Annotated in this window: 27 protein-coding genes; 21 read left to right on the forward strand and 6 right to left on the reverse strand. The window is 47.7% G+C overall.

Annotation, left to right across the window (positions count from 1 at the left end; all coding sequences use genetic code 11):
- The first annotated feature begins 144 nt into the window (after positions 1-144).
- The 5 genes from DXB83_RS04400 (at position 145) to DXB83_RS04420 (ending at position 3,206) form a co-directional block, all read left to right on the forward strand.
- On the forward strand, positions 145-540 hold the full coding sequence (locus DXB83_RS04400) for a pyridoxamine 5'-phosphate oxidase family protein (protein ID WP_117801882.1): 396 nt from the start codon (positions 145-147) through the stop codon (positions 538-540).
- 46 nt (positions 541-586) lie between these two features.
- Positions 587-1,060: a pyridoxamine 5'-phosphate oxidase family protein gene (locus tag DXB83_RS04405; RefSeq protein ID WP_118697305.1), complete on the forward strand. Its 474-nt coding sequence runs from the start codon at positions 587-589 to the stop codon at positions 1,058-1,060.
- Between the two features lie 79 nt (positions 1,061-1,139).
- Positions 1,140-1,922, forward strand: coding sequence for a protein-ADP-ribose hydrolase (locus tag DXB83_RS04410; RefSeq protein WP_118601282.1), 783 nt, complete (start codon positions 1,140-1,142; stop codon positions 1,920-1,922).
- A gap of 52 nt (positions 1,923-1,974) precedes the next feature.
- Positions 1,975-2,880, forward strand: a complete 906-nt coding sequence (locus DXB83_RS04415) for an SIR2 family NAD-dependent protein deacylase (RefSeq protein ID WP_226906349.1) — start codon at positions 1,975-1,977, stop codon at positions 2,878-2,880.
- 62 nt (positions 2,881-2,942) lie between these two features.
- Positions 2,943-3,206, forward strand: a complete 264-nt coding sequence (locus DXB83_RS04420; protein WP_118697306.1) for a hypothetical protein — start codon at positions 2,943-2,945, stop codon at positions 3,204-3,206.
- A 44-nt stretch (positions 3,207-3,250) separates the two neighbouring features.
- Here the strand turns inward: DXB83_RS04420 and DXB83_RS04425 are convergent, their stop codons facing one another.
- The 3 genes from DXB83_RS04425 to DXB83_RS17245 all read right to left on the reverse strand — a co-directional run bounded on the left by DXB83_RS04425 (position 3,251) and on the right by DXB83_RS17245 (position 4,325).
- Positions 3,251-3,670 (reverse strand): MerR family transcriptional regulator, encoded by a 420-nt coding sequence (locus DXB83_RS04425; RefSeq protein ID WP_330421837.1) that lies wholly within the window; start codon positions 3,668-3,670, stop codon positions 3,251-3,253.
- 101 nt (positions 3,671-3,771) lie between these two features.
- Positions 3,772-4,194, reverse strand: coding sequence for an EAL domain-containing protein (locus DXB83_RS04430; RefSeq protein WP_279220880.1), 423 nt, complete (start codon positions 4,192-4,194; stop codon positions 3,772-3,774).
- Positions 4,143-4,325: a FeoA family protein gene (locus DXB83_RS17245; RefSeq protein ID WP_118697308.1), complete on the reverse strand. Its 183-nt coding sequence runs from the start codon at positions 4,323-4,325 to the stop codon at positions 4,143-4,145. Before DXB83_RS17245 ends, DXB83_RS04430 begins: the two co-directional genes overlap by 52 nt.
- 226 nt (positions 4,326-4,551) lie before the next feature.
- Here DXB83_RS17245 and DXB83_RS04440 point away from each other — a divergent pair, with 226 nt between their 5' ends.
- The 11 genes from DXB83_RS04440 (at position 4,552) to DXB83_RS04490 (ending at position 16,593) form a co-directional block, all read left to right on the forward strand.
- Positions 4,552-5,025 carry a hypothetical protein gene (locus DXB83_RS04440; RefSeq protein WP_117510953.1) on the forward strand — a complete coding sequence of 158 codons (474 nt, stop codon included), beginning with the start codon at positions 4,552-4,554 and terminating at the stop codon, positions 5,023-5,025.
- 219 nt (positions 5,026-5,244) lie between these two features.
- Positions 5,245-6,846 carry an ABC transporter substrate-binding protein gene (locus tag DXB83_RS04445; RefSeq protein WP_199695873.1) on the forward strand — a complete coding sequence of 534 codons (1,602 nt, stop codon included), beginning with the start codon at positions 5,245-5,247 and terminating at the stop codon, positions 6,844-6,846.
- A gap of 64 nt (positions 6,847-6,910) precedes the next feature.
- The gene (locus DXB83_RS04450; RefSeq protein ID WP_117805028.1) at positions 6,911-7,927 is read left to right on the forward strand and encodes an ABC transporter ATP-binding protein; all 1,017 of its coding nucleotides are present in this window, start codon (positions 6,911-6,913) and stop codon (positions 7,925-7,927) included.
- Positions 7,917-8,822, forward strand: coding sequence for an ATP-binding cassette domain-containing protein (locus DXB83_RS04455; protein ID WP_118601275.1), 906 nt, complete (start codon positions 7,917-7,919; stop codon positions 8,820-8,822). Before DXB83_RS04450 ends, DXB83_RS04455 begins: the two co-directional genes overlap by 11 nt.
- Positions 8,819-9,826, forward strand: coding sequence for an ABC transporter permease (locus tag DXB83_RS04460; RefSeq protein ID WP_118697309.1), 1,008 nt, complete (start codon positions 8,819-8,821; stop codon positions 9,824-9,826). The genes DXB83_RS04455 and DXB83_RS04460 overlap by 4 nt, the downstream gene beginning before the upstream one ends.
- Positions 9,823-10,716: an ABC transporter permease gene (locus tag DXB83_RS04465; protein WP_055227859.1), complete on the forward strand. Its 894-nt coding sequence runs from the start codon at positions 9,823-9,825 to the stop codon at positions 10,714-10,716. The genes DXB83_RS04460 and DXB83_RS04465 overlap by 4 nt, the downstream gene beginning before the upstream one ends.
- Positions 10,717-10,855: 139 nt before the next feature.
- Positions 10,856-12,598, forward strand: coding sequence for a dihydroxy-acid dehydratase (gene ilvD / locus DXB83_RS04470; RefSeq protein WP_055227858.1), 1,743 nt, complete (start codon positions 10,856-10,858; stop codon positions 12,596-12,598).
- A gap of 174 nt (positions 12,599-12,772) precedes the next feature.
- The gene (locus DXB83_RS04475; RefSeq protein WP_147342031.1) at positions 12,773-13,057 is read left to right on the forward strand and encodes a hypothetical protein; all 285 of its coding nucleotides are present in this window, start codon (positions 12,773-12,775) and stop codon (positions 13,055-13,057) included.
- Between the two features lie 229 nt (positions 13,058-13,286).
- A complete protein-coding gene (locus DXB83_RS04480) occupies positions 13,287-14,048 on the forward strand; it encodes an endonuclease/exonuclease/phosphatase family protein (RefSeq protein ID WP_022462537.1) in 762 nt (253 codons plus the stop codon).
- A gap of 201 nt (positions 14,049-14,249) precedes the next feature.
- Complete coding sequence (locus tag DXB83_RS04485; protein ID WP_022462536.1) at positions 14,250-15,428, forward strand: trans-sulfuration enzyme family protein; 1,179 nt, start codon at positions 14,250-14,252, stop codon at positions 15,426-15,428.
- Complete coding sequence (locus DXB83_RS04490; protein ID WP_022462535.1) at positions 15,409-16,593, forward strand: MalY/PatB family protein; 1,185 nt, start codon at positions 15,409-15,411, stop codon at positions 16,591-16,593. Before DXB83_RS04485 ends, DXB83_RS04490 begins: the two co-directional genes overlap by 20 nt.
- A 76-nt stretch (positions 16,594-16,669) precedes the next feature.
- Here DXB83_RS04490 and DXB83_RS04495 read toward each other — a convergent pair whose 3' ends face one another.
- A complete protein-coding gene (locus DXB83_RS04495; RefSeq protein WP_022462534.1) occupies positions 16,670-17,398 on the reverse strand; it encodes a hypothetical protein in 729 nt (242 codons plus the stop codon).
- A gap of 282 nt (positions 17,399-17,680) precedes the next feature.
- Complete coding sequence (locus tag DXB83_RS04500; protein ID WP_022462533.1) at positions 17,681-18,421, reverse strand: hypothetical protein; 741 nt, start codon at positions 18,419-18,421, stop codon at positions 17,681-17,683.
- Between the two features lie 389 nt (positions 18,422-18,810).
- Here DXB83_RS04500 and thrH point away from each other — a divergent pair, with 389 nt between their 5' ends.
- On the forward strand, positions 18,811-19,416 hold the full coding sequence (gene thrH / locus DXB83_RS04505) for a bifunctional phosphoserine phosphatase/homoserine phosphotransferase ThrH (protein ID WP_118601267.1): 606 nt from the start codon (positions 18,811-18,813) through the stop codon (positions 19,414-19,416).
- A gap of 61 nt (positions 19,417-19,477) precedes the next feature.
- Here thrH and DXB83_RS04510 read toward each other — a convergent pair whose 3' ends face one another.
- Positions 19,478-20,035 carry a PadR family transcriptional regulator gene (locus DXB83_RS04510; RefSeq protein ID WP_118601266.1) on the reverse strand — a complete coding sequence of 186 codons (558 nt, stop codon included), beginning with the start codon at positions 20,033-20,035 and terminating at the stop codon, positions 19,478-19,480.
- A gap of 193 nt (positions 20,036-20,228) precedes the next feature.
- Between DXB83_RS04510 and DXB83_RS04515 the strand changes: the two genes are divergently transcribed.
- The 4 genes from DXB83_RS04515 to DXB83_RS04530 all read left to right on the forward strand — a co-directional run bounded on the left by DXB83_RS04515 (position 20,229) and on the right by DXB83_RS04530 (position 25,598).
- Positions 20,229-20,879 (forward strand): YczE/YyaS/YitT family protein, encoded by a 651-nt coding sequence (locus DXB83_RS04515; protein ID WP_118601265.1) that lies wholly within the window; start codon positions 20,229-20,231, stop codon positions 20,877-20,879.
- 47 nt (positions 20,880-20,926) lie between these two features.
- Positions 20,927-22,876, forward strand: a complete 1,950-nt coding sequence (locus tag DXB83_RS04520) for an oxidoreductase (protein WP_118697310.1) — start codon at positions 20,927-20,929, stop codon at positions 22,874-22,876.
- Positions 22,877-23,020: 144 nt separating this feature from the next.
- Positions 23,021-24,607, forward strand: coding sequence for an AAA family ATPase (locus tag DXB83_RS04525; RefSeq protein WP_118601263.1), 1,587 nt, complete (start codon positions 23,021-23,023; stop codon positions 24,605-24,607).
- A 229-nt stretch (positions 24,608-24,836) separates the two neighbouring features.
- Positions 24,837-25,598 carry an aldo/keto reductase gene (locus DXB83_RS04530; protein WP_226906347.1) on the forward strand — a complete coding sequence of 254 codons (762 nt, stop codon included), beginning with the start codon at positions 24,837-24,839 and terminating at the stop codon, positions 25,596-25,598.
- Positions 25,599-26,062 lie beyond the last annotated feature (464 nt).

Consider the following 26,062-nt stretch of genomic DNA (forward strand, 5'->3'; position numbering starts at 1 on the left):
TTTGGGCTTATTATAAAGCCATCGAAAGAAAAAAGCAATCCTTTCGCGAAAAAAGGTCTGGAGCGCATTCGAAAAAGGCCGAAACCAAATCATAAGAAACAAGCTCAAAAACAAAATCAAAAAACGAAAATGGAGGACATCATCATGAGTAAAGTAGTAGAATTCTTAAAAGAAAACCCGGTACAGTATTTAGCAACTGTAGGACGCGATGGAAAAGCAAAATGCCGTCCGTTTATGTTTATTGGCGAAATGGAAGGAAAACTGTGGTTTTGTACCAACAACACAAAAGATGTTTATAAAGATATGCTGGCAAATCCGGAAATTGAAATTTCCACTTCCAGCCCATCCTATGCATGGATCCGTCTGAACGGAAAAGCTGTATTTGAAAACAACATGGCTGCAAAAGAAATGTGCATGGGAAATCCGATTGTAAAAGGCCAGTACCAAACCGCTGACAACCCGATTTTCGAGGTATTCTATCTGAACAATGCACACGGTGTAATCGCAGACTTTTCCGGAAACCCGCCGTACGAGTTTTAATCTGTCGCTATGAATTTGAAGTAAAAAGAGAAAGGAATCTGCCGCTATGGAGAGAAATGATTATCTGAAGATGTTAGTAGAGGAGATGCACTCAACCACGATGGCAACGATCGGTGCAGACGGTCATCCACAGACCCGTGTGATCAATATGATGCTGTGGGACAAGAAAGGAGTGTATTTTCTGACGGCAAAAGGAAAAGCCTTTTATGCACAGCTCATGGAGCAGGGCTATGTGGCAATTTCTGCGACGAAAGATAAAAAAGCAGTCTCTCTCCGCGGCAGAATCCAGAACATCCACAGTGAAAAGCTGGATGAAATTTTCGGAAAAAATCCATACATGCAGAAAATTTATCCCGGCGATACACGCGCGGCACTTGAGGTGTTCCGCGTGTACGAGGCCGAGGGAGAATACTTCGACATCAGCCGCATCCCGGCCGTCATCGACCAGCACCAGTGCCTGCACTGCGGCCGATGCGCGGAGACGTGTCCGAGAGGAACGATTCGCAAAAGAGGGCAGTAGTCCCCTTATTTTAGCTACAGATTTTATGGGAATAGTGATAAGATAAAGTCTATAGAAACGATGGAAATGAGGGAATAACATGAACCAGAGTGAACGAAGAAATTTTCTGATCCAGTCATTGCTGGAAGAGAGCCGGGAGTACCGCGGAATGCAGATTCCGTCTGACAGCACCGGGCAGAGACAGCTTCTGCGGGGGCTGATGAATGTGCGCATGGTGAAAAAGAGCAGTGCAGAATTTCTGAACATTCAGGATGCGTATCTGCAGGAGGAGACGGCAAAAAAGGGCGTGACGAATGTCGACGACCTTACGCCGGTGCAGCAGGGGCTGTATCTCTGGCAGGGCGATATCACCGCGCTCCGGTGCGATGCGATTGTGAATGCGGCGAACAGCGGGATGACTGGCTGTTACGTGCCGAATCACCGGTGCATTGACAACTGCATCCATACGTTTGCGGGTGTGCAGCTTCGGCTGTACTGCGAGGAGATGATGGAAGCGCAGGGCCATGCGGAGCCGACGGGGCAGGCGAAAATCACGCCGGCGTATAATCTGCCGTGCCGCTATGTGCTCCACACGGTTGGACCGATTGTGGGCGGCCATCTGACGGAAACACACTGCCGGCAGCTGGCGGACTGCTATCGGTCGTGCCTGTCACTTGCGGCGGAGAACGGACTGAAAAGCGTGGCGTTCTGCTGCATTTCCACTGGAGAATTTCATTTTCCGAACGAGAAAGCAGCGGAGATTGCCGTTGCGACGGTGAAAGAGTTTCTGGCGCAGAAAGAGACGAGCGTGGAGAAGGTCATTTTCAACGTGTTCAAGGACCGCGACCGGGAGATTTATGAGGAGCTGCTGGGAGAAAAGTAATCGCTGAAGAATGGGGAACAAAAGCAGAAAGAAAAGAAGAGGTGAATTTGTGATGTTTGAAAGTTGGAAAGAAAGAGAATTTGAAAAAAAGATGGAGCGTTTTCGCACCGCACTGCAGGAAAAAAACACGATTTTAATAGGAGCCGGGGCTGGGCTTTCGACATCGGCCGGATTTACCTACAGCGGTGAGCGGTTCCGGAAATATTTTGCAGATTTTGAACAGAAATACGGTTTCCACGATATGTATTCTGGCGGCTTCTACCCTTACGATACGCTGGAAGAATACTGGGCGTACTGGAGCAGATACATTTACATCAACCGTTATCAGGACGCGCCAAAACCGGTTTACCAGAAACTGCTCAGCCTGATGAAAAATAAGAGCTATTTTGTCATCACCACAAATGTAGACCACTGCTTCCAGAAAGCCGGATTTGATAAAAACCGTTTGTTTTACACGCAGGGAGATTACGGCCTGTTTCAGTGCTCTGAGCCGTGCTGCAAGGAAAAGTATGACAATGAAGAAATCATTCGAAAGATGCTGCTTGCCCAGGGGTATCAGATCCTGGAAGACGGAAGCCTTGTTCCGCCGGAGAACGGAAACCTGAGCATGCGGATCCCATCAGAACTGGTGCCGTACTGCCCACACTGCGGAAAACCGATGAGCATGAATCTGCGCGCGGATGACACGTTTGTGGAAGATAAAGGCTGGCATGAGGCATCCAGCCGACGCATCGATTTCCTGCTTCGTCACAACAGAGGCCATATCCTGTATCTGGAACTCGGCGTGGGATACAACACGCCGGGAATCATCAAATATCCATTTTTCAGCATGACAGCAGAAGATAAAGATAATCTTTATGTCTGCATCAACACCAGCGATATGCGTGTCCCGGATCTGATCCGTGACAGAGCGGTGTGCATTAAAGGGGATATTGGGGAAGTGCTGGATCGGATCTGAGACGGAAAAACATATAATATTCGAGAAAATTAATCACGTCACTTACGTGACGAGATGATGACATGATTGACGAGATAAATTCAACAGAGTTGCATACCTGCCTGCTGGAAATCACATTGCTGCCGCTGGCACATTACTGGCATTTCTGGTACGGCCCGCTGGATGCAGCCATCTACGGATCCTTTATTCTGGGAGCAAAAATCCTGTGGCACATCGTCGATTTCGGACAGAGTATGCGGACCGCAGCCGAAGTAAATGAACAGCTCCGCAGACGACGCATGGAGACGGTGGAGGAAAGAAGAGAAAAAATGAGAAAACGGCACTGATCTGTAAAAAGATCGGCGCCGTTTTTTGCATAGGATAGGAAGGACTACTGTGCCTTCTGTGCAATCTCTTCATCGGAAATCAGATTGCTGTGATATTCGATTTTTCCCGACAGGACATCATCGTAAAAATTCTGTTTCCAGTCGATATAATCGATGGCTTTCTGCAGTTTTTCCATCGATGCGAGCAGCGCTTCTTTTTTTACCGCGAGAATTTCTTTACGCTCCGGAATGGAGGATGGACCTTCGAGGCAGTAGGCGAGATATTCTTTCATTTCCGCCAGCGTCATGCCGCAGCGCTTCAGGCAGCCGAGGCTCTGGATCCATTTGATGTCGCGGTCGTCGAAAACGCGGTAATTGTGGCTGTCGCGTTTTACGTTCGGGACGAGGCCTTCTTTGCAGTAAAATTTCAGGGTTTCATACGACATGCCTGTCTGAACGCAGGCTTCTTTCATGGAATACATCATGCATACCTCCCAACAAAGTTGATAACAGAATTGAATCGGTAGTAACTACCGGGCAAGATAACCATAGTATAGAATTCGGACTTTGTCAAGCGATCAGCTCTTCAAATTTTTCCTTTTTCGGAAAGGCCCGCCGAGAGGAAATGTTTGTCGATCTTGACTTCATCAAAAAGAATATCCTTCAGCGAATTCAAAGAAGAATACCCCGATCCGAAATCGTCCATGGAAATGCGGATATTCCGATCGTGGAAGAAGCGGATCGCCTGCTTGTGATAGGCGGAAATCTTTTCCCGCACCACGGCCGGATCCTGCCAGGTGATATCGATAATGCCGACAAAGATATCGGAGTGATAGCGGTTCACAAAGAGTGTCTGCGGAAAGAGTTCCAGCTTTTTCAGGATGAAATTCAGAATGTTCGTACCCGTCTCATAACCCCAGTAATCGTTGAGCAGATGAAAATTGTCGACATCCGTCATCAGAAAGGCGTACTGTTTTTCTTCGCTTCTGTTATTGAGAAGCGTAAAAATTTTTTCTTTAGAATCGAAATCCTGGCCCCGGGAACAAACCCCAGCGACTCCAGATAATGACGCTGCTTTTCCTGGCCGCAGATTTTATTGATGACGTAAAACTGATTGAAAACGGTTAAATTTAAAGGCATGCAGGACCTCCTTTATTGCGAGAGTGCATCAAGTTAGAATTGCCTAACGGATAGTATAGCATAACATATTTGGAACAAAATGGAAAACTTTTTCTTTGAGAAATTTTTTCAAAAAAGCTTTTATGGGGACGGACGTATTTTAACGTTTTTTATTTTGGGGGAATCATGTATAATGGAAATGAAACATCAGTGACAAACTATGACATGGGAAAAGGAAGAGAAAACAATGAAACATAGAATAAAAATCCTGCTGCTTGCAGTTCTGATCGCAGCGCTCTGCAACTGTATGCTGATGATCGGGATGACCAAAACGAAAGAGAAGAATACCATTCCAAAAGATGCAAGCCTGATCTGCGAAGAAACCGTATCGCCGAACAAGGACTATATTACGGATGAAAAAGACCTGGTAAATTATACCGTGCGCGTCTATCAGGAAAAAAACAACGACATCATCGTCTATGCGGAATCCAATTCGCCGCTGTTCGATGAAGCACAGTACATCGTAATATGCGACCACGCCATCACTGCCGACGATGTCCATATCAAATGGACAACCCTCATGGGCAGCACCGAAGCGAGCGAGAAAGATGAGATCGGACTCGCACACGTTTCGATCTCAAAAGACGGGGAAGTGTTCAATGAAAAGACGATCAGCTTTGTGGCGAAAGCGGTGAATGCGGTTACGGATGTGATAGGGTAAAGAAAATAGGATAACAAAAAAGAAACGGGCAACTCCCTCTGCATGAGACGATTAACTTTACAAGAAAAGAAAAAAATATCCCCCCACCCGGCTTGTGAGAGCCTGAAATATCAAATATAATGAACGAACAGTACATGGATCAGGCGCGCAGATCATGGGAGTACAAAGCAAAAAAGCGGTCAGTCCGGGTAAAAACGGTCTGAAAATGGGAGGAAAAGGATGAAAAAGAAAATATTATCTTTGATGCTGATGGTGTCTCTTGCAGCATCCCTTGCGGCATGCGGTCAGGACAGAGGGAAAAACAGCAACAGTACAGATTTGTCGAAAACAGAGACGGAAGCTTCTTCCGGCCAGACAGGGGAGGAAGAGACGACCCTGGTTTACGGTTCTGCTGATTATACCAGGATTAATCCGGCGATGGATGAGCACGGTGAAATTAATCTACTGCTGTTCAACGGACTGACCGCACACGATGCGGATGACAACATTGTTCCGGGTCTGGCAGAAAAATGGGAGTACGATGCAGAAACCTGCACCTACACCTTTCATATCCGGGATGGCATCCAATGGCATGATGGAGAAAAATTTACGGCGGATGATGTGAAATTCACCATCGAAGCGATCATGGATCCGGAAAACGGATCTGAAAATGCACCAAATTATGAGGATGTAGAAGAGATTACAGTTATAGATGACAGCACCGTTTCCTTCCGCCTTTCCGAGCCGAACGTGGCTTTCCTGGAATACATGACGATGGCCATCCTGCCGAAGCACCTGCTGGAAGGTGAAAATATGCAGGAGTCGGATTTCTTCCGAGCACCGGTCGGAACAGGTCCGTACAAGCTGGAAAGCTGGGATGAAGGCCAGTCGATCGTTCTGACAAAAAATGAAAATTATTACCTCGGTGCACCAAAGATTGACAAGGTCATTTTCAAAATTGTACCGGATGATAATGCACAGGCAATGCAGCTGGAATCCGGCGAACTGGATCTGGCGCTGCTTGACCCGAAAAATGCACAGAATTTCAAAGAAAAAGACGGTTTTACCTGCTACGATATGACAACGGCAGATTACCGCGGAATTTTATTTAACTTTGCAAATGATTACTGGACGAAAAACAGAGACATCATTCCGGCGGTATGCTATTCTATTGACCGTCAGGCGATCATTGATTCTGTACTTCTTGGCGAGGGAATGCCGGCATACAGTCCTCTGCAGCGTAACATTTATAATAACGAAAATGTAGAACACTATGATTACAATCCGGAAAAAGCACAGGAAATTCTGGAAGCGGCCGGATGCACCAGAAACAGCGATGGTTTCTATGAGCGGGACGGCGAAGAAATCGGTTTTGTCATCAGCGTGATGTCCGGTGAGCAGGACCGCATTGATATTGCCCAGGCAGCAGCACAGCAGCTCCGGGAAACCGGAATCAACTGTACCGTAGAAATTCCGGCACAGATGGACTGGGGCGGACAGATGGCCTGTCTGATCGGCTGGGGAAGCCCGTTCGATGCGGACGATCATACATATAAGGTTTTCGGCACGGACAAAGGGGCGAATTATTCGAGCTATTCCAATGAAAAAGTAGATGAGTATCTGTCTCTTGCCCGCCAGAGTGACGATCCGGAAGTGCGGAAAGAATATTACGGAAAATTCCAGGAAGAACTGGCAGAAGATCCGGCCTATGCATTCATCTGTTATATTGATGCAAATTATGTGGCAGATTCCGGTATTCAGGGAATTTCCAAAGACACGGTGCTGGGCCACCACGGCGTTGGTATTTTCTGGAATATTCAGGACTGGACAATCGAAGAATAAAAACAAAAAAGCAGACGAAGGAGGTATGGTTACCTCCTTTTTGTCTGTACAGGAGAAAAACGGAATGAAGGAACGATTAAAAGTGGAACATCTTTCCGTCAGCTTTTTTACGGATGAGGGGGAAGTACAGGCGGTCCGCGATGTCAGCTTTTCCCTGAATGCAGGTGAGGTGCTCGCTGTTGTAGGCGAGTCAGGCTGCGGAAAAAGTGTGCTCTGCAAAAGCATTATGAAGCTGCTGCCGGAGAATGCAAAGATCAAAAACGGAAAAATTCTGGTCAATGGAGAAGAAATTGCAGGATACGGGGAGAGAAGAATGCGGGAACTGCGGGGAAAACTGTTCTCGATGGTTTTCCAGAATCCGATGACTTCCTTAAATCCGACGATGACAGTCGGAGCGCAGATTGCAGAGGCAGTGCGGGCGCATCAGAAAGACATGGGAAAAGAAGAAGTGGAACAGAGAGTGACAGAACTGATGCAGCTGGTGGGAATCGAGCAGGCAGAAGAGCGGAAAAAGGCATATCCGTATCACTTTTCCGGCGGAATGCGGCAGCGGGTCGTACTGGCGATTGCGCTGGCGGGCAATCCGGAAATTCTGTTTGCTGATGAGCCGACGACAGCGCTGGATGTGACGATTCAGGCACAGATTCTGGACCTGCTTCGGGAAATTCAGAAAAAACTGGGAACGGCGACGGTCTTTGTCACACATGACCTTGGCGTTGTAGCGCGGATCGCAGACCGGGTAGCGGTCATGTATGCGGGAAAAATAGTAGAGATTGGAACCGTGGATGAGATTTTCTATGATCCCCGTCATCCGTATACGTGGGGACTGCTGCGTTCCATACCGGCGTTTTCGAGGGGAAAAGAAAGCCTGCCGTCTATCCCGGGAATGCCGCCGTCTCTTCTCCATCCGCCAAAGGGCGATGCCTTTGCCAGCCGCAATGCTTATGCGCTGGAAATTGATTTTGAGGAGGAGCCGCCGATGTTCCGGGTCACAGACAGCCATTATGCGGCAACATGGCTGCTGGATGAGAGAGCACCGAAGGTTGTGCCGCCGATAGGAGGAAACACAGATGGAACATGAGATTTTGCTGGATGTGCGTCATCTGACCCATATTTTTCCACTGTCCCGGAAAACAGCAGTCAAGGCAGTCGATGATGTATCGTTTCAGATTCGAAGAGGAGAAATTTTTGGACTGGTAGGAGAATCCGGTTCCGGAAAATCTACCGCTGCACGCTGTGTGATGAATATTTATCAGCCATATGCCGGCCAGATTTATTATAAAGGGATTGATACCTGCGACAGAGGCCAGTTCCGGAAAAATAAAAAAATGCTGCAGACGACACGCCAGATGATTTTTCAGGATTCCGGTTCCAGTCTGAATCAGAAGATGAAGGTCCGCGACATTATTGAGGAGCCGATGCGCGTGCAGAAAATCCGGCCGCTGCGGGGAAGCTATGAGGAGGAAGCCAGATTCCAGATGAAATACGTGGGGCTGGATCCGGAATATCTGAAAAAATATCCGGGAGAATTGTCCGGCGGACAGCGGCAGCGCGTTGCGATTGCACGGGCACTGACGATGGAGCCGGAGCTTCTGGTGGCGGATGAACCGATTGCATCGCTGGACGCGTCGATACAGGCACAGATTGTGAATCTGTTCCGTCATCTGCAGAAGGAGCACGGTTTTTCGTTCCTGTTTATTGCGCATGATCTGGATATGGTCGAATTTCTGTGTGACAGAGTAGGTGTGATGTACCATGGAAAACTGGTGGAGACCGGCCCGGCGCGAGCCGTGTTTGAAAATCCGCTGCATCCATATACGAAAGCACTGATCGCGGCCATTCCGATTCCGGATCCGCGAAGGGAAAGAGCGAGAGCTGTACCGGATTTTTCCAATACAGAATTTCCCCGGACGGGAACACTGCGGGAAGTGGAAAAAGATCATTTTGTGCTGATGGAGGGAGGCGATGCAGGATGAAAAGCCGGAACAGAGTGCTTTACTATGGAAAAAAAGCAGCGGCATTTCTGGCAAGTGTTCTACTGCTGTCTGTGCTCGTATTTTATATTTCAAGGCTTGCGCCGGGAGATCCGCTGGTATCATATTACGGAGACCGCGTGGAAAAAATGACGCCCGAAGAAAGAGCGTGGGCCGAAGAAAAATTGGGACTGAAGGATCCCATTTCCGTACAGTATATCCGCTGGGCAGGCAATGCGCTGCATGGGGATTTCGGAATTTCGTACAAATATAAAATGGATGTAACGCGCGTGATCGAGGGAAGAATTGGAAATACGCTGGTGCTTGGCGGCATTGGATTTCTGCTGATTTTCACCCTCGCGCTGCTTCTTGGAATTTTCTGTGCATGGAAGGAAGATACTTGGCTGGACCGCATCATCTGTAAGGTGGGAACCATCACGGGATGTATTCCGGAATTCTGGCTGTCGCTGCTTCTGATTCTTGTTTTTTCCATGCAGCTCAAATGGCTGCCGAGTTCCGGTGCCTACTCTGTTGGAAAACAGGCAGATTTTTCCGACCGTGTCTGTCATCTGATCCTGCCGATGACGGTCGTAGTGCTGAGTCATTTGTGGTATTACGCATACATGATCCGCAATAAAATTCTGGATGAAGTGCGGGAAGAATATGTGCTTCTGGCAAGAGCCAAGGGGCTGAAACGAAAGACGGTTCTGTTCCGGCATTGCCTGCGGAATACGATTCCGTCGTATCTTGGCATCATGGCCATTTCTGTTCCGCATGTGCTGGGGGGAACCTATATTGTAGAAACGGTTTTCTCGTATCCCGGTATCGGAACGCTGGCGTATGAGAGCGCACGGTACAAAGATTACAATCTTCTGATGCTGCTTTGCCTGATGTCCGGAATCGTTGTGATTCTGTGCAATATGGCGGCACAGATCATCAACGAGAGAATTGATCCGCGGATGCGGGAGAAAGAAGCGGCAGAAACATCGGAGGTAATGATGCTGTGACAGAAAAAACACAATTATTTCAATTTGCAGGAGAGAGGCCTGCAGAAAAAACAGAAGCAGAAAAAAAGAAAAAATGGTATCAGGACCGGCCGGTGGCAGCAGAGCTTTTTCTGGGTCTTCTTGTGCTGAGCTGCCTTTTCTGTGGGCAGATCATGACGAAGGATCCCTCGTATATGGATCTGAAAAACTGTTCCGTCATGCCGTGCCGGGAATTTCTGTTTGGAACCGATACGATGGGAAGAGATATTTTCTCGATGATCTGGTACGGCGGCAGAATATCGCTGGCGATCGGTCTGCTTTCTACGCTGATTTCCACTGTGATTGCCGTTCTCTTCGGCGCAGTCAGCGGATGTGCACCGGCGTGGCTGGACGCGCTTCTGATGCGGCTGACCGAGATCTTTTTGTCGGTGCCGAATCTTCTTCTTGTCATTTTTCTTCTGGCTGCTGCGGGAAAATCCAATGTGATTACGATTTCTGCCGTGATCGGAATGACAAGCTGGACAAGCATTGCAAAGGTTGTGCGGACCGAAGTACGGCAGATCCGGAACAGTGAATACGTGATTGCGTCGCGCTGTATGGGAGGCAGTTTTTTCTATATTTTATGGCACCATCTGGCACCGAACTTTTTTTCGTCTATTATGTTTATGGTGGTTATGAACATCCGAAGTGCGATTGTAGCAGAATCCACACTGAGTTTTATGGGAATCGGTCTTCCGCTGGAGGTGATTTCCTGGGGCAGCATGCTGTCACTTTCGGAAAAAGCGTTGATGACAAAGGCATGGTGGATCATTCTGATCCCGGGTGTTTTTCTGATTGTGACGCTGCTTAGTTTTACAAGCATTGGAAATTATCTGCGGAAGCAGGCAAACAGAAAACAGAGAAATCTGTGAGCTGTTCAGAGAGGCTGCGGTCTGTGGGGAATCCCTGCAGACTGCAGCTTTTTTGTCTTGCAATCAAATACAGGGATTGCTATAGTGAAAAGCAGAAAGAGTATTTTTAATACCTAAAAAACAGCGGGAGGAGAAGGAAATGCTGAAGAGTCAGGAAATGCGGAAACTTGCACCGGAGATGGATCCGCTCCGGATTGGAACAGGATGGAAAAAAGAGGATCTTGAAAAACCGCAGATTATGGTGGAGAGTACGTACGGGGACAGCCACCCGGGAAGCGGCCACTTAAATCTGCTGGTCGAGGAAGTGCGGAAAGGCGTTGCGGAAGCGGGGGGCTTCGGGGCGCGGTATTTCTGCACCGACATCTGTGACGGCGAGAGCCAGGGAACGGACGGCATCAACTACAGTCTTGCGAGCCGCGAGATGATCGCCAATATGATCGAGATCCACGCGAATGCGACACCGTTTGACGGCGGCGTCTATCTGTCGAGCTGCGACAAGGGTATGCCGGGCAATCTGATCGGCCTTGCGCGTGTCGATATTCCGGCGGTTGTTGTGCCGGGCGGAACGATGAATGCGGGACCGGAGATGCTGACACTGGAGCAGCTTGGCATGTACAGCGCAAAATTTGAGCGCGGTGAGATCGACGAGGAGAAGCTCGACTGGGCGAAATGCAATGCCTGCCCGAGCTGCGGTGCCTGTTCGTTTATCGGAACGGCATCCACGATGCAGATCATGGCGGAGGCACTCGGCCTCGCCCTGCCTGGAAGCGCTCTGATGCCGGCGACAAGCCCGGATCTTCTGGCATATGCACAGGAGGCAGGCAGCCAGGCGGTAAAACTGGCACAGATGGAGCATATGCGGCCAAGCGATCTTGTGACGAAAGAGAGTTTTGAGAATGCGATTCTTGTCCACGCGGCAATTTCGGGAAGCACAAACTGCCTGCTGCACATCCCGGCCATTGCGCATGAGTTCGGCATCGAGATTACCGGCGACACATTCGATCGTCTGCACCGCAACGCGCGGTATCTGCTCGATGTCCGCCCGGCGGGAAGATGGCCGGCAGAGTGCTTCTATTATGCGGGCGGCGTTCCGGCGATTATGGAAGAAATCAAAGATCATCTGCATCTCGATGTGATGACAGTGACCGGAAAGACACTGGGTGAAAATCTGGCGGAGCTTCGTGAAAATGGATTTTATGAGAAGTGCAGCGGATGGCTCGCAAAATTTAATGAGCGGTATGGAACTTCGATTACAAAAGAAGATATTATCCGCCCGTATGACAAGGCGATCGGAACGGACGGCAGCATCGCTGTTCTGCGCGGAAACCTTGCGCCGGAGGGAGCCGTCATCAAGCACACGGCCTGCCCGAAAGAAATGTTCCACGCCGTCCTCCGTGCCCGACCGTTCGACAGCGAGGAGGAGTGCCTCGATGCCGTGCTGAAACATAAGGTTCAGAAAGGCGACGCCGTCTTCATCCGCTACGAAGGCCCGAAAGGCAGCGGTATGCCGGAGATGTTCTATACTTCCGAGGCAATCAGCAGCGACAAAGAGCTTGGAAAGAGCATCGCGCTTATCACCGACGGCCGTTTCTCCGGCGCCTCCACCGGCCCGGTCATCGGCCACTGCAGTCCCGAAGCTGTAGACGGCGGCCCGATCGCACTCGTCGAGGAAGGGGATTTGATTGAGATTGATGTGAAGGAACGAAAACTTAACATCATCGGAATCGCAGGAGAACGCAAGTCCATGGAAGAAATTGATGCGATCTTAAAAGAACGCCGCCGGAACTGGAAACCGCGCGAGCCGAAATACAAAAAAGGCGTACTCCGTCTTTTCAGCCTCCACGCAGCAAGCCCGATGAAAGGGGCGTATCTGGAATACTAAAAATACTTGCGTTTTTCTGGGATGGTCTTTAGAAGTTAAGGCAGAGCAAAAAATGGAGGAAGGAGCAACAGAAAAACAAGTGAAAGAAAATACCTAAAAAACAAACTGTTCCTGTATAATGTTGCATCTCTTCAGAAAATGGTCGGAAGTCCAGATTCTGTCCAGAAGAATGTGGTGCTGGAGAACAATTCGCTGTCGGCGGAGCAGATTACCGGTGTGGAAAACCGAAAGAGCAAGGCAGGCGAAGCCGTTCTTCCGGTACTGCGCAGTGTTTCGCTGTTTCTTCTCGGGCTGCTTGGCGTGCTTCTGATTCTGCTGACGCTGCTTGTGATTGCGGCGGAGGCGGCGCGGATCATCTGCCTTGGACAGGCGGCAAAGAAACAGCAGCAACCGATGCAGAACTCGCCCGCAGATTTCCGGCGGTCGAGCCAGGCGAATATACGCGTGTCTGCCATCTGATCGAGAAACATATCTACGGTGAGATTCTGCTGTCTCCTTATGAGGAACGTACGCTGAACCATTTTCTGGAAAAGCTGATGGAGCCGGTACCGGGCTGCAGCTGGAAAATGCGGCTGAAGCTGCGCTATGCGTGTCTGCGCCGTGTGAATACGAAGAAAAAGAAGAGAAAGCACAGCGCTTTCCAGCAAAAATAAGGGTTAGGAAAACAAATGAAAAGAGGGATTTTACCATGAAATTTGTAACATTTAATATTCGCTGTGATTTTGGCCAGGATGGAGCCAATAATTTTATCTACCGCAGACCGCTGATTCTGGAAAAAATCAGACAGGAAAAGCCGGATATCATCGGTTTTCAGGAGGTACTGCCGCATGTGGCTGCCTGGCTGAAGGAAAATCTGACGGAATATTACATTGCCGGATGTGGAAGAGAAAAGGATCTGACCGGTGAGGCAATGATCATTGCCTATCGGAAAGAACGTTTTCAGAGTGTGAGCCTGGAAACCTTCTGGCTGTCACCGACACCGTACGTGCCGGGATCCCGCTATCCGGTACAGAGTATGTGCCCGCGTACTGCGACGGATGTGGTATTTGAGGATATGGAGACCGGAAAAGTGTTCCGCGTCATCAACACCCATCTGGATCACGAGTGCGCCGGGGCGAGAAAGCTTGGCCTGGAGCAGATTCTCGCACATCTGAGAGCAGAGAAAGCATTTGCCGATGTGCCGGTGATTCTTAGCGGCGACTTCAATGCCGAGCCGGACAGCGAAGAGATGAAACCGCTGAGGGAAACTGCCGGTCTTGTGAATGCGACGGAAGGAATCGGCATTACCTTCCACAACTATCATCGCGATGATCCGAATGATCCGCAGTGCTCGATTGACTACATCATTCTCAAAGGGGACTGGGAACTGAAAAAGGTGGAAAAATGGACGGAGCAGAAGGACGGTGTGTGCCTTTCTGATCATTATCCGATCTGTGCGGAACTTATTTAAAATATGGATGCAAGAGGCGGCCGCCGGGAGAAAAAATCTTCTGGCGGCGTTTTTTTACGATAGTTATAGGAAAAACTTATAACAAGTCAAAGAAAAAAGGGAATATACAAACGCCGCATTTTCTGTTATGATAGGTTACGTTACAAAACCTATCAGATTAGTATAGAAAGAAAAATTACGAAATAACAGGAGATTATTCATATGGCAAGAGGAATTGACACAAAATGTATCCATTTAGAAGAAGACGAAGGACAGTGTAGCCACTACGGCGCACTCAGCTACCCGATTTATCAGACCGCAACGTATGCGCATCCGGGCGTAGGACAGAGCACCGGATTTGATTACAGCAGACTGCAGAACCCGACCAGAGAGCATTTGGAGAAGATGGTGGCTGCACTGGAAAACGGAATTGATGCGTTTGCATTAAGCTCCGGCATGGCAGCGATCTCTCTTCTGATGGAAATGTTCCGCCAGGGCGACCACATCATTGCGGATTCCGATCTGTACGGCGGAAGCATTCGTCTGTTCCACAACGTCAACGAGAAAAACGGCGTCGAGTTTTCCAGCATCGACTGCTGCCGTGATGACGTGGAGAGTTATGTGAAAGAAAATACAAAAGCAATCTACATCGAAACTCCGACGAACCCGATGATGAACGTAACCGACATCCGAAAGATGGCGGATATTGCAAAACGCCACAACCTGATTCTGATTGTGGACAACACCTTTATGTCCCCGTATTTTCAGAATCCGCTCGATCTCGGTGCGGACGTTGTGATTCACAGCGGCACGAAATACCTGAGTGGCCACAACGATACACTGGCAGGCTTTATCGTGACGAACCGCGAAGATATTCAGGAAAAACTGCGTTTCCTGATCAAGACAACAGGTGCAGGCCTTGCTCCGTTTGACTGCTGGCTGGTACTGCGCGGCATGAAGACGCTTGGCATCCGCATGGAACGCTCCCAGGAGAATGCAGAACAGATTGCCGCATGGCTGCAGCAGCAGAAAGCAGTCACAAGAGTGATTTATCCGGGACTGCCGGATCACCCGGGCCATGAGATTATGAAAAAACAGGCAAGAGGCTTCGGTGCCATGCTGACAATCCAGCTCGAGAGCAAAGAGTTTGCCCTTGCCATTCTGGAAAAGGTAAGAATGATCCGTTTCGCAGAGAGCCTCGGCGGCGTGGAGACACTCGTTACGTATCCGACGACGCAGACACATGCCGATGTGCCGAAGGAAATCCGTGAGCGGAACGGAATTACGGAGAGCACCCTTCGCTTCTCTGTTGGAATTGAAAATATCGAGGACCTGATCGGCGAGCTTGAGAAGGTTTTTGCAGAAATTGAGGAAGAGAAAAATGACGGAAAGAAATCTTGATTTTGACAGAATCATCAACCGAAAAAATACAGACTGTTTAAAATATGACTTCGCAGTAAAACGCGGTATGCCAGCCGACGTGCTGCCGCTGTGGGTGGCGGACATGGACTTTGAGACATCCTCCTACATCGAGGATGCGCTGGTAGAGCGTGCGAAAATGGGCATTTACGGCTACAGCGATGCGCAGACTCCGTATTTTGAGGCCGTTGCGGGATGGATGAAACGCCATCACAACTGGGAGCCGAAAGAAGAATGGCTGATCAAAACGCCGGGCGTTGTATTTGCACTTGCGATGGCAGTCAAAGCTTACACCGCGCCTGGGGATGCCGTGCTGATCCAGTCACCGGTTTACTATCCATTTTCGGAAGTCATTGCGGATAACGGCAGAAGAGTTGTCAGCAGCACGCTGGTGCTCGGCAATGATAACCGCTATCACATGGATGTGGCGGATTTCGAGGAGAAGCTGAAAGCTGAAAACGTGAAGCTCTTTTTCCTCTGCAATCCGCACAACCCGGTCGGAAGAGTCTGGACGAAAGAGGAGCTGACGGCGATCGGCGATCTCTGCGTGCAGTACGGCGTGACCGTTGTAAGTGATGAGATCCATGGAGATTTCATTTTTAAGGGCGAGCATCAGGTGTTTGCTGCGATCAAAAAAGAGTACGAGGACATCACGATCACCTGCACCGCGCCGAGTAAGACATTCAATCTGGCAAGTATGATGATGTCAAACATCTTTATCGCCAACCCGGAACTCCGTGCGAAATTCCGGAAACAGCTCGATGCAGCCGGAACGAGCCAGCTTGGTGTGATGGGTCTGGTGGCATGCGAGACGGCATATAATAAGGGCGAGGAGTGGTATGAGGCAATGCTTTCCTATGTGAAGGCAAATGCAGAATTTACAAGGCAGTATGTGGAGGAGCAGATTCCGGGCGTGAAGATGATCGACCTGGAGGGAACATATCTCGTATGGCTCGATTTCCGCGAGACGGGGCTTTCTGTCGACGAACTGGAAGACCTGATCATCAACAAGGCGAAGCTGTGGCTCGACAGCGGCAAGATCTTCGGAGACTGCGGTCGCGGCTTCCAGCGGATCAACATCGCCTGCCCGCGCGCAACCCTGACCGAGGCACTGGAGCGGATTCGGGATGCGATGAAAAGCAGATAAAGCCACACCGATGAGATGCGTAGCATTTTGGAAGTTGGCTCTGAACAGTGACGAAAACATGTTGAAAAGGCGCAGCTTACGGAACATCTTTTTGGGAGATATGATTTTTTTTGTGTCTCCGGTAGAGAAAGAAGAAAGCTGCGCCTCCGCATATCAAAACGAGTACTTTCACCGGAATCTGATATACCGGATACACAGAGGTATAAATGCAATGATATTCTGGCGAAGAAACTTCGCTTTCCTCAGCAGGGCTCGGGCTCCAGGAAAAAGATGCCAGAATTCGAAAATATTTTTTATCAGAAGAAAACTGGCTATAAGGAAGATAAAAATCTGGGTTTCCAGGCGTTGTGATTTTCCGTTCCAGCGTCCAGGGTTCTTCCGTGCTGTTCCGAGTCCACAATTCTGCTTTTTCTAATTCAAAAAGATACATCAGTGGATCTGTCTCCAGACGGATAAAGTCTTCTTTCGCAGTTCTTACCTGGGTTATATTTTGAAAATCGAAAACTGTCTGATATAACAAAGAACGATCTGATTTTTCCTGATAGGTGAGTACATTTGCGGCATACAGATCTTGGAAACTTTTTGTCTTTTCAGATCGTTTAAAAAAATAGAAATCGATAGGTTTGGAAGAAGTTTTTCGATACTCGTTTTCTAAACTGGATTCTATTGGCGAAGCATTTTCTGGTACGTTTTCTTTTAAAAAAGAGCACAATACCGTATCGTCATTTTCGAATGCAGTGTCTGCTTTGACTGGAACAGAAAAACAGAATAACAGGGTGAAAAATAAAAATTTGATTTTTTTCATAATGAGTTACCTCTTATTTATGGCTTTATTCAGTTGATGCCGGATTTAAAAGTTTTTTTGAATGGTTGTTCTGTACTTTTTGTTCCTGCAATTCCTAAAACATTCATAATCTGCCCGTTTTTCTACGAGTAATGGCGACTTGCTCATGATTTTACTTAAATTACTTGAAAATACCTTAAACACAATTTGCCTATCAGAGAAATTTGTGCTTCTGGATAGGCAAATTGTTACTTTGAAAGAGTAATTAGAAATTAAATGTACTTGTATGTGGTGAATGAAAGTTTAATAACTTAGGTTCATTGTTTTATATGCAGTATAGGCTGTTCCTGATGGAGAGTAGCTAATTCCACCACCGTTGTAGGAAAAAGAGATACTGTAGCCGGTTTTCTGGGGATTATATAAGTATCCCATTACAATTCTTTTATCACTGCTATTACCTGCAGTAGCGTGACAGTATGTAACACCTTTAAGCTTCATGGCATAGTCGGGTGTTCCTAGTTGACTCCCTGAAAATTCAGCACCAGATAATTGCTGATTATTTGCAGTAAGAGTTCCACCGACTTTCCAATCGTTCATAGTATTATCTTTGTACCATAATTTTCCACCATATTCATACGGTCTCATAGCAGCGCCTAATTGAAAAGAAAAACTGTCTTTTCCGCGAGGTTGTTTATTAGAAGTAAACTCGTATGTTGGATAGATATAAATGGTTGATGCATTTTTAAAAGCTGATGCAGTAAAGGAAATACCGGTTAAAGTTTCGCTACTGAGTATCGATATTTGATTTTCGATATTTGAATTAATATATTCAAAATGTTTACCTCCACTTTTTAAGTCATCCACAATGAACTGCATGACGTCATCATCCAGCTTTTCTATTTCCTTTTGTGGCATTCCGGTTTTTAATAGATATGCTTTGTTAGATAGAACAACATTATTATCTGCCTTTACATTGCAAATTACCATATTTAAGGACAGAATACAACAAATAAAAAATGCAAGACATGTTTTTAATTTTTTCATGATGAGTGGTCTCCTTTCATAAGTATTGTTGGATGGTTTTAGTTTTTTATTTATCCTTAGATTAGTGCACTATCTGAAAAGTAAATTCGTTCGTTAATATGGATGATAAAATAGAAAATTAATAAAAATGATTGTAATTATTATATAAATATATGAAAAATAAATCAATAGTCAAAAAACATATAAATAAATATATGAATTTGTAAAAAACAACGATTTTGTAAAAAGAATGTAATTTTAGAGAGATATATACGTATAAAAAAATAAAACGTGATTTTAATTTGCAGTGATATGGATTCTATGATATAGTGTGGTAAAGTGATGCTGTGAAAAAAAACAAAACCCCGTCGGCAAACAAGGCGGGCAGCGCAGGAAAGGGGATTATAACAATGTATATTACATGCCTGGACGTAGAAGGAGTACTGGTACCGGAGATCTGGATCGCGTTTGCAGAGGCAAGCGGAATCCCGGAACTCAAAAAAACGACACGCGACGAACCGGATTACGATAAACTGATGAGATGGAGACTTGGAATCTTAAAAGAGCACGGCCTGGGACTGAAAGAGATTCAGGCTACGATTGAGAAGATTGATCCACTGCCGGGCGCAAGAGAGTTCCTCGACGAGCTGCGCACCTTCTCCCAGGTGATCCTGATCAGCGACACCTTCACGGAGTTTGCCGCACCGCTGATGAAAAAACTCGGCTATCCGACCCTGTTCTGCAACTCCCTGGAAGTCGCAGACGACGGAGAGATCACCGGCTTTAAGATGAGAGTCGAGCAGTCGAAGCTCACCACGGTCAAAGCACTGCAGTCTATCGGATTCGAAACGATCGCAAGCGGCGATTCCTATAATGACCTCGGCATGATTCAGGCAAGCAAGGCAGGATTCCTGTTCCGCTCGACCGATAAGATCAAAGCCGACTATCCGCAGATCCCGGCGTATGAGACGTATGAGGAGCTGCTTGGAGCGATCAAAAAGGCAATGGAGAAATAAGTATAAATACGTTTATAAAAAATGCAGAGAACCGAAAAAACAGGTTCTCTGCATTTTTTAATTATTTTTTTAATTCCGCAGACCGCTGCTCACCAAGTTTGATGCATTCCTGAATCCACTGCAGTGCAGCTTCTTCCCGGTACACCGCGCCGCGCAGGACGAGATAATCCGAAAACGCGCGGTCATCTGTGGGAGGGATTTCATCAAACTTTTTCTGGTTTTCCAGCAGATGTTCCAGATGCTTCTGATGCTGGGAAAGCTGGTCGGCAAGAAAACGCTGCTGAAAATCCGGCGAAGCGCCGTCGAGGAAGAAGAGCCGCAGGCGGGATTCATCCTTGGATGCCGTCTGGATCGGGCAGAGCGTTTCTTCCCATTCCGAAAAATCGCGCCGTCCTTCATCGGTGATCGTATAGACCTTCTTCTCCAGCACATTTCCCGTGATTTCCACCCGATACTGGATCAGCCCCTCGGCGTTCAGTGATTTCAGTTCCGGATAAATCTGGCTGTGCTTTGCATTCCAGAATTCAAATAAGGTTGTCTCAAATTCTTTCGACAGTTCATAGCCTGTCATTTCATTTCGGTTCAAAAGTCCGAGAATCGCATATTTCAAAGTTCCCATTCGCATGAAACTCCTTTATCCAAATAATTTTTCAAAACCGTTTTGCTTTTGTGTTTTTGAGTATAGCACAGCTTCACCGGAAAATCCACAGAAAAAATAAGTAAAATAAAACATGTAAAAGTTGACATGTTTTGCGGTTGGTGATAAGATAACAAAGAATTACAATTATGAGGAAAGGATTTGAACTGCACCTATGACAAACAACAAAAAAGACCTTCTGAAACGTTACCTGATTTTTCTTGCGGGACTGTTTGTAAACTCCCTCGGGGTTGCACTCATCACCAAAGCAAATCTCGGAACGTCTCCGATCTCTTCGATCCCTTACGTATTAAGTCTTAACTTTGCATTATCTCTCGGAAACTTTACGATCATCTTCAGCATCCTGCTGATCGTTCTCCAGATTGTGATTCTCGGAAAGAATTTCAAACCGGAATCCCTTCTTCAGATCCCGGTATCCATTGCCTTTGGATTTTTCATTGATTTCAGTATGATTCTGTTAAACGCACTGAATCCGCAGATGTATGCGGCAAAAGTTGCTTATCTTCTGATCGGATGTCTGATCCTCGGCGTCGGTGTTTACATGGAAGTGCTCGCTGATGTTGTCATGCTGCCGGGCGAATCCTTTGTCCGCGCGGTTGTTGCCAGATGGGAAACGGAGTTCGGTGTGACGAAAATCGCATTCGATGTTTCGATGGCCGTCATTGCCGCTGCCGCTTCGTTCTTCCTGGCGCGTGAGCTGAACGGTGTCCGCGAGGGAACCATCGTAGCAGCCCTTCTGGTCGGATTCATTGCCAGAACGATTGGCAAAAAACTGCATTTCCTTCCGGGGATGCTGTTTGAATAAAAAAAAATGGGGTATTTTACAGATTTAAAAAAGAGGAGGAAGCAAAAATGAAATACGATTACCCACACCTTTGCAGCCCGATTACCATTGCAGGAAAGACCTTCCCGCACCGCATGTTTTCCGCACCGATGGGCGGAACTGATATCACGAACGACGGATGTATCGGACCGAAGTCCGCAGCATTCTATGAGCTTCGCGCAAAGGGCGGAGCAGCAGCTGTCACCGTCAGCGAGTGCATGGTACACCCGGTAACCGATGGTTCCCATGCGTATCATCTGGATACCGCAGTCTTAAATTCCCTGGCATCTGCAACGTACGCTGCCGATGCAATTTCCCGCCACGGCGCTGTGCCGAGCCTGGAGCTGTCCCATTCCGGTATGTATGCCGGAACTTACATGACCGATAAAACGAGACAGCACGAAATGTGCCAGTGGGGCCCGTCCGACACGACACGCCCGGACGGCGTACCGGTCCGCGCACTGTCGAAAGAGCAGATTGATGAGATCGTACAGGCATACGGAACGGTAGCAGGCCTTGCCAAACGCGCCGGTTTCGAGATGATCATGATCCACGGCGGCCACGGCTGGCTGATCAACCAGTTCCTCTCCCCGTATTTCAACCACAGAACCGATGAGTACGGCGGAAGCCTGGAAAACCGCTGCCGCTTTGCCTGTCAGGTACTCGATGCCGTCCGCGCCGCTGTCGGCCCGATGTTCCCGATCGAGTTCCGTTTCAGCGGTTCCGAGCTGTTCGAGGGCGGCTATGATCTGGAAGAAGGTGTCCGCATCGCACAGACATTGGAGTCCCGCATCGATCTGCTTCACGTTTCCGCCGGAACGTATCAGAGAGGCTTCGGCGATACGCATCCGTCGATGTTCAAAGACCACGGATGCAACGTTTACCTCGCAGCCGAGATCAAAAAACACGTTTCCATTCCGGTCGCAACGATCGGCGGTCTGAATGATCCGGCGCAGATGGAAGAGATCATCGCATCCGGAAAAGCCGATGTTGTTTACATGGCAAGAGCCCTTCTCGCAGATCCATTCCTGCCGCGCAAAGTCATGGAAAACCGTTCCGAAGATATCGTGCACTGCCTGCGGTGCTTCACCTGTATGGCAGAGCGTGCGGCAACCGGCACGAGACGATGCACCGTCAATCCGCTGATCGGAAGAGAGATGGAGGGCGATGAAGTACAGCCGGCTCTGGTGAAGAAAAAAGTCCTCATCGCAGGAGGAGGCCCTGGAGGACTGTATGCGGCATGGACTGCAGCAAGAAGAGGCCACAGCGTGGTGCTCTGCGAGAAAGAAGTAGCGCTCGGCGGTATCTTAAAGAGCGAAATTGCCCTGCCGTTTAAACGGGAAATGTTCGCGCTGACCGAGACCTACGAGCGTTTCGCAAGAAATGCAGGTGTGGAAATCCGCTTCAACACCGAGGTAACACCGGAGTACGTCGAGAAAGAAGCACCGGATGCCCTCATCATCGCCGCAGGCTCCCGTCCGCTTGTTCCGCCGATCAAAGGCATGGATGGAGAGCAGGTTGTCGTTGTCAATGAGCTGTACCGCAATCTCGACAAGATTTCCGACAAAGTCGTTGTCATGGGCGGCGGCCTCGCCGGATGCGAGTGTGCGATCTCTCTTGGCATGGAAGGAAAAGAAGTTCAGCTCGTCGAAATGCGCGACGCCCTCGCCCCGGATGCAAACGTCCGCCACCGCCCGCTGCTCTTAAAAGAAATCGAAAAACAGGTCAAAGCCGTCCACACCGGTTACCGCGCCGAGGAGATCACCCCGGAAGGCGTATGGTGCACCGATGCGAATGGGGAGCGCCACCTCGTAGAAGGAACCACCGTCATCTGCGCCCTCGGCCAGAGAGCAAGAACCGACGTTGTAGAGCAGCTCCGTAATACCGCGCCGTTTGTACGCGTGATCGGAGACGCAAGACGTGTATCTACCATCACCAATGCCGTATATCAGGGGTATCATGCGGCGCTGGATATTTAATCAAGAATAGAAATTTTGGAAATGCTGTACCATGGAAAAAGAATCCGTGGTGCAGCATTTTTTAAAAGATAAAGTCTACCAATCCGCGTTTTTTCCGTGTATAATGAATGTATCAGTCAGAAAAAATGTGAACAGGAGGACGCCATGGGAAGATTTTTAAATCCGGGAAATGAAGCATTTTCGGAAGTCATTCATTCGGAAATTTATGTAGATAAAACACCGCTTCTGGAATACACCAATAAAGTAATCAGTACGACATCAAAATTTATCTGCAGCAGCCGTCCCAGACGTTTTGGAAAGTCGATTACAGCGGAGATGCTGTCAGCATACTACAGCAAGGGCTGTGATTCCAGAGCACTGTTTGCAGATTATGCGATTTGCAAGGCTTCGTCTTTTGAAAAACATCTGAATCAGTACGATGTCATTCATTTTGATGTACAATGGTGCATGATGGACGCCGGGAATGCGGATCAGGTTGTGGAATATATCAATCATGGAATACTGCAGGAACTGAAGGAAAAATACGGAGAGTTGATTCCGGATACGGTAAAAACTGCTTATGGTGCGATGTCTTATATCAAGGCTGCCAGCGGAAACAAATTTGTTGTCATCATCGATGAATGGGATGTACTGATCCGTGATGAGGCACAGAATCATAAAGTACAGGAAAAGTATATTGATTTTCTGCGTGGCATGTTTAAAGGGTCAGAACCGTCAAAATATATTGCATTGGCGTATCTGACAGGAATTCTGCCGATCAAGAAATTAAAGACACAGTCCGCTCTCAACAATTTTGAAGAATTTACCATGCTGGATGCAGGAAGAATGGCACCGTATGTTGGCTTTACAGAAGAGGAAGTGCATGATTTATGCGACAGGTACGGACAGATCTATGAGCAGGTGAAATTATGGTATGATGGATATTCTCTGGAAGGGTATCAGGTATATAATCCAAAAGCCGTTGTCAGCCTGATGCTGAATGGAAAATATAAAAGCTACTGGTCCAATACCGGCAGCTATGAAGCAATCGTGCCACTGATTAACATGAATTTCGACGGACTGCGGGCGGCAATTATAGAAATGATGTCGGGGGCCGCCGTGGATGTGGATGTGACATCTTTCCAGAATGATACCGTAAGCTTCGCCAACCGGGATGATGTACTGACGTATCTGATCCACTTGGGATATCTGGCTTACGATCAGGACAGGGAGCAGGTTTTTATTCCAAATGAGGAAATCAGACATGAATTAAACAATGCGGTGAAACGCAATAAATGGAATGAAATGATTACTTTTCAGAAGGAATCCGCAGATTTGCTGGATGCAACCCTGGATATGGATGAAAAAGCGGTAGCAGATGGGATAGAGCGAATTCATCAGGAGTACAGTTCGGTGATCCAATATAATGATGAAAATTCCCTGAGCAGCGTGCTTACGATAGCATATTTAAGCTCTATGCAGTATTATTTCCAACCCGTAAGAGAGCTACCGACCGGACGCGGTTTTGCAGATTTTGTTTATCTTCCGAAACCGGAATACAGAACAAGTTATCCGGCGCTGCTGGTAGAACTTAAGTGGAACAAAAGCACAGATACTGCCATAGAGCAGATCTGGGATAAAAAATATCCGGATTCTATTCTGGAATATACAGGAAATATTCTTCTGGTGGGAATTAACTACAATAAAAAGACGAAAGAACATGAGTGCAGGATTGAAAAGATAAAAAGATAGAAAACCGAATGCTGAGAGGAAAAACGTCATATCATGGACAACGGAATTCATGATATGACGTTTTTGTAAATATTTCAGTCGATACGAAATAGGAATGAACGATTAGATTTTAGAAATTTTTTTAAAAAAGTCCTTGACCGGTAGCAACTCCCGGGTGATAAGCTAAAGCTACAAAGACAGGGAAATAACAAAATATCACACATCAAAATAAAACAGGGAGGTTATGATGATGAACTTTACATTAAGCAATCAGGTGCAGATTCCGGCAGTGGGAATCGGAACCTTTATGATGACACCAGATCAGGCAGAGCAGGCGGTTGTGGACGCATTAGCCTGCGGATACCGCATGATCGACACTGCACAGGCTTACATGAATGAGCGCGCGGTCGGACGCGGAATCAAAAGATCCGGTGTGGCAAGAGAGGACATTTTCATCTCCACCAAAATCTGGGCAAGCCAGTATCTGACAGAAGGAACCGTAGAAAAGAGTCTGGAACTGCTTGGAACCGACTACATCGATCTGATGTTTATCCATCAGCCTGCAGGTGATTTCATGGCAGGATACCGTAAACTGGAAACGGTAGCGATCCGTCCGATGGTAAACCAGATTGAAATGCATCCGTACTTCGCACAGGAGTCTGCATTAAAAGTCATGGAAGAGTACCAGATCGTGCCGGAGGCATGGGCACCGCTCGGCGGAGGACGCCACAATCCGTTTGACAACGAGATGGTAAAAGAAATCGCTGCCGCACACGGAAAGACCGTAGGACAGGTTGTTCTGCGCTGGAATGTGCAGCGCGGCGTTGTGGTCATTCCGAAATCGGTTCACAAAGCGAGAATCGAAGAGAATTTCCAGATATGGGATTTTACACTGACTGAAGAGGAGATGCAGAAAATCAGTTCACTGGATCTTGGCTATCAGGGAACTGCGGTCAAGCATTTTGATCCGGAATTTGTTAAAATGTGCAATATCAGAAAGATCCACGAATAAAACAGGGCGGTTTGGTTTCCAACTGCTGTAAGATCATTTTTGCACAGGCAGACGTTGCGTTCCTGGATCCAGAATATTCGATGTCTGTACCATTCCAGTAGGTCATTTCCGGTGCGTTTGATACCTTAAGCCGTGCAATGGAAACATATTTCGGCAAACCGGAGGAAAACAATCTGTCCGATGATATCAATGAGGCACTTGCGGCAGAACTGCTGAAAGGAAAAACATATAACTCTTAAAATTTCTTGCAGGATTTCACCCTGTGTGGTACATTATAGTTATGAATTGCGGTGGCCGTCTTCGGACAACACCTTGAAAGAGCCTGATGCGTCGGGCTCTTTTTATTATAGGTTTTAGCTTGCTTATTTAATTGAAGTGGCTAACATGGGGCTGCCCTTGGTGTGCAAGAAGTAGAAAGCAATAAAATAAAAACAATAATGACAATATCTAAGCCAGAGGCCTAG

Source organism: Blautia sp. OM06-15AC (genome assembly GCF_003481425.1).
In the GTDB taxonomy this organism is placed as follows: Bacteria; Bacillota; Clostridia; order Lachnospirales; family Lachnospiraceae; genus Fusicatenibacter; species Fusicatenibacter saccharivorans.

Excerpts from the sequence above, each read along its gene's own strand:
- DXB83_RS04400 (WP_117801882.1), top strand. The coding sequence starts at position 145 with ATGAGTAAAGTAGTAGAATTCTTAAAAGAAAACCCGGTACAGTATTTA.
- DXB83_RS04405 (WP_118697305.1), top strand. The coding sequence starts at position 587 with ATGGAGAGAAATGATTATCTGAAGATGTTAGTAGAGGAGATGCACTCA.
- DXB83_RS04410 (WP_118601282.1), top strand. The coding sequence starts at position 1,140 with ATGAACCAGAGTGAACGAAGAAATTTTCTGATCCAGTCATTGCTGGAA.
- DXB83_RS04415 (WP_226906349.1), top strand. The coding sequence starts at position 1,975 with ATGTTTGAAAGTTGGAAAGAAAGAGAATTTGAAAAAAAGATGGAGCGT.
- DXB83_RS04420 (WP_118697306.1), top strand. The coding sequence starts at position 2,943 with ATGATTGACGAGATAAATTCAACAGAGTTGCATACCTGCCTGCTGGAA.
- DXB83_RS04425 (WP_330421837.1), bottom strand. The coding sequence starts at position 3,670 with ATGATGTATTCCATGAAAGAAGCCTGCGTTCAGACAGGCATGTCGTAT.
- DXB83_RS17245 (WP_118697308.1), bottom strand. The coding sequence starts at position 4,325 with ATGCCTTTAAATTTAACCGTTTTCAATCAGTTTTACGTCATCAATAAA.
- DXB83_RS04440 (WP_117510953.1), top strand. The coding sequence starts at position 4,552 with ATGAAACATAGAATAAAAATCCTGCTGCTTGCAGTTCTGATCGCAGCG.
- DXB83_RS04445 (WP_199695873.1), top strand. The coding sequence starts at position 5,245 with ATGAAAAAGAAAATATTATCTTTGATGCTGATGGTGTCTCTTGCAGCA.
- DXB83_RS04450 (WP_117805028.1), top strand. The coding sequence starts at position 6,911 with ATGAAGGAACGATTAAAAGTGGAACATCTTTCCGTCAGCTTTTTTACG.
- DXB83_RS04455 (WP_118601275.1), top strand. The coding sequence starts at position 7,917 with ATGGAACATGAGATTTTGCTGGATGTGCGTCATCTGACCCATATTTTT.
- DXB83_RS04460 (WP_118697309.1), top strand. The coding sequence starts at position 8,819 with ATGAAAAGCCGGAACAGAGTGCTTTACTATGGAAAAAAAGCAGCGGCA.
- ilvD (WP_055227858.1), top strand. The coding sequence starts at position 10,856 with ATGCTGAAGAGTCAGGAAATGCGGAAACTTGCACCGGAGATGGATCCG.
- DXB83_RS04480 (WP_022462537.1), top strand. The coding sequence starts at position 13,287 with ATGAAATTTGTAACATTTAATATTCGCTGTGATTTTGGCCAGGATGGA.
- DXB83_RS04485 (WP_022462536.1), top strand. The coding sequence starts at position 14,250 with ATGGCAAGAGGAATTGACACAAAATGTATCCATTTAGAAGAAGACGAA.
- DXB83_RS04490 (WP_022462535.1), top strand. The coding sequence starts at position 15,409 with ATGACGGAAAGAAATCTTGATTTTGACAGAATCATCAACCGAAAAAAT.
- DXB83_RS04495 (WP_022462534.1), bottom strand. The coding sequence starts at position 17,398 with ATGAAAAAAATCAAATTTTTATTTTTCACCCTGTTATTCTGTTTTTCT.
- DXB83_RS04500 (WP_022462533.1), bottom strand. The coding sequence starts at position 18,421 with ATGAAAAAATTAAAAACATGTCTTGCATTTTTTATTTGTTGTATTCTG.
- thrH (WP_118601267.1), top strand. The coding sequence starts at position 18,811 with ATGTATATTACATGCCTGGACGTAGAAGGAGTACTGGTACCGGAGATC.
- DXB83_RS04510 (WP_118601266.1), bottom strand. The coding sequence starts at position 20,035 with ATGGGAACTTTGAAATATGCGATTCTCGGACTTTTGAACCGAAATGAA.
- DXB83_RS04515 (WP_118601265.1), top strand. The coding sequence starts at position 20,229 with ATGACAAACAACAAAAAAGACCTTCTGAAACGTTACCTGATTTTTCTT.
- DXB83_RS04520 (WP_118697310.1), top strand. The coding sequence starts at position 20,927 with ATGAAATACGATTACCCACACCTTTGCAGCCCGATTACCATTGCAGGA.
- DXB83_RS04525 (WP_118601263.1), top strand. The coding sequence starts at position 23,021 with ATGGGAAGATTTTTAAATCCGGGAAATGAAGCATTTTCGGAAGTCATT.
- DXB83_RS04530 (WP_226906347.1), top strand. The coding sequence starts at position 24,837 with ATGAACTTTACATTAAGCAATCAGGTGCAGATTCCGGCAGTGGGAATC.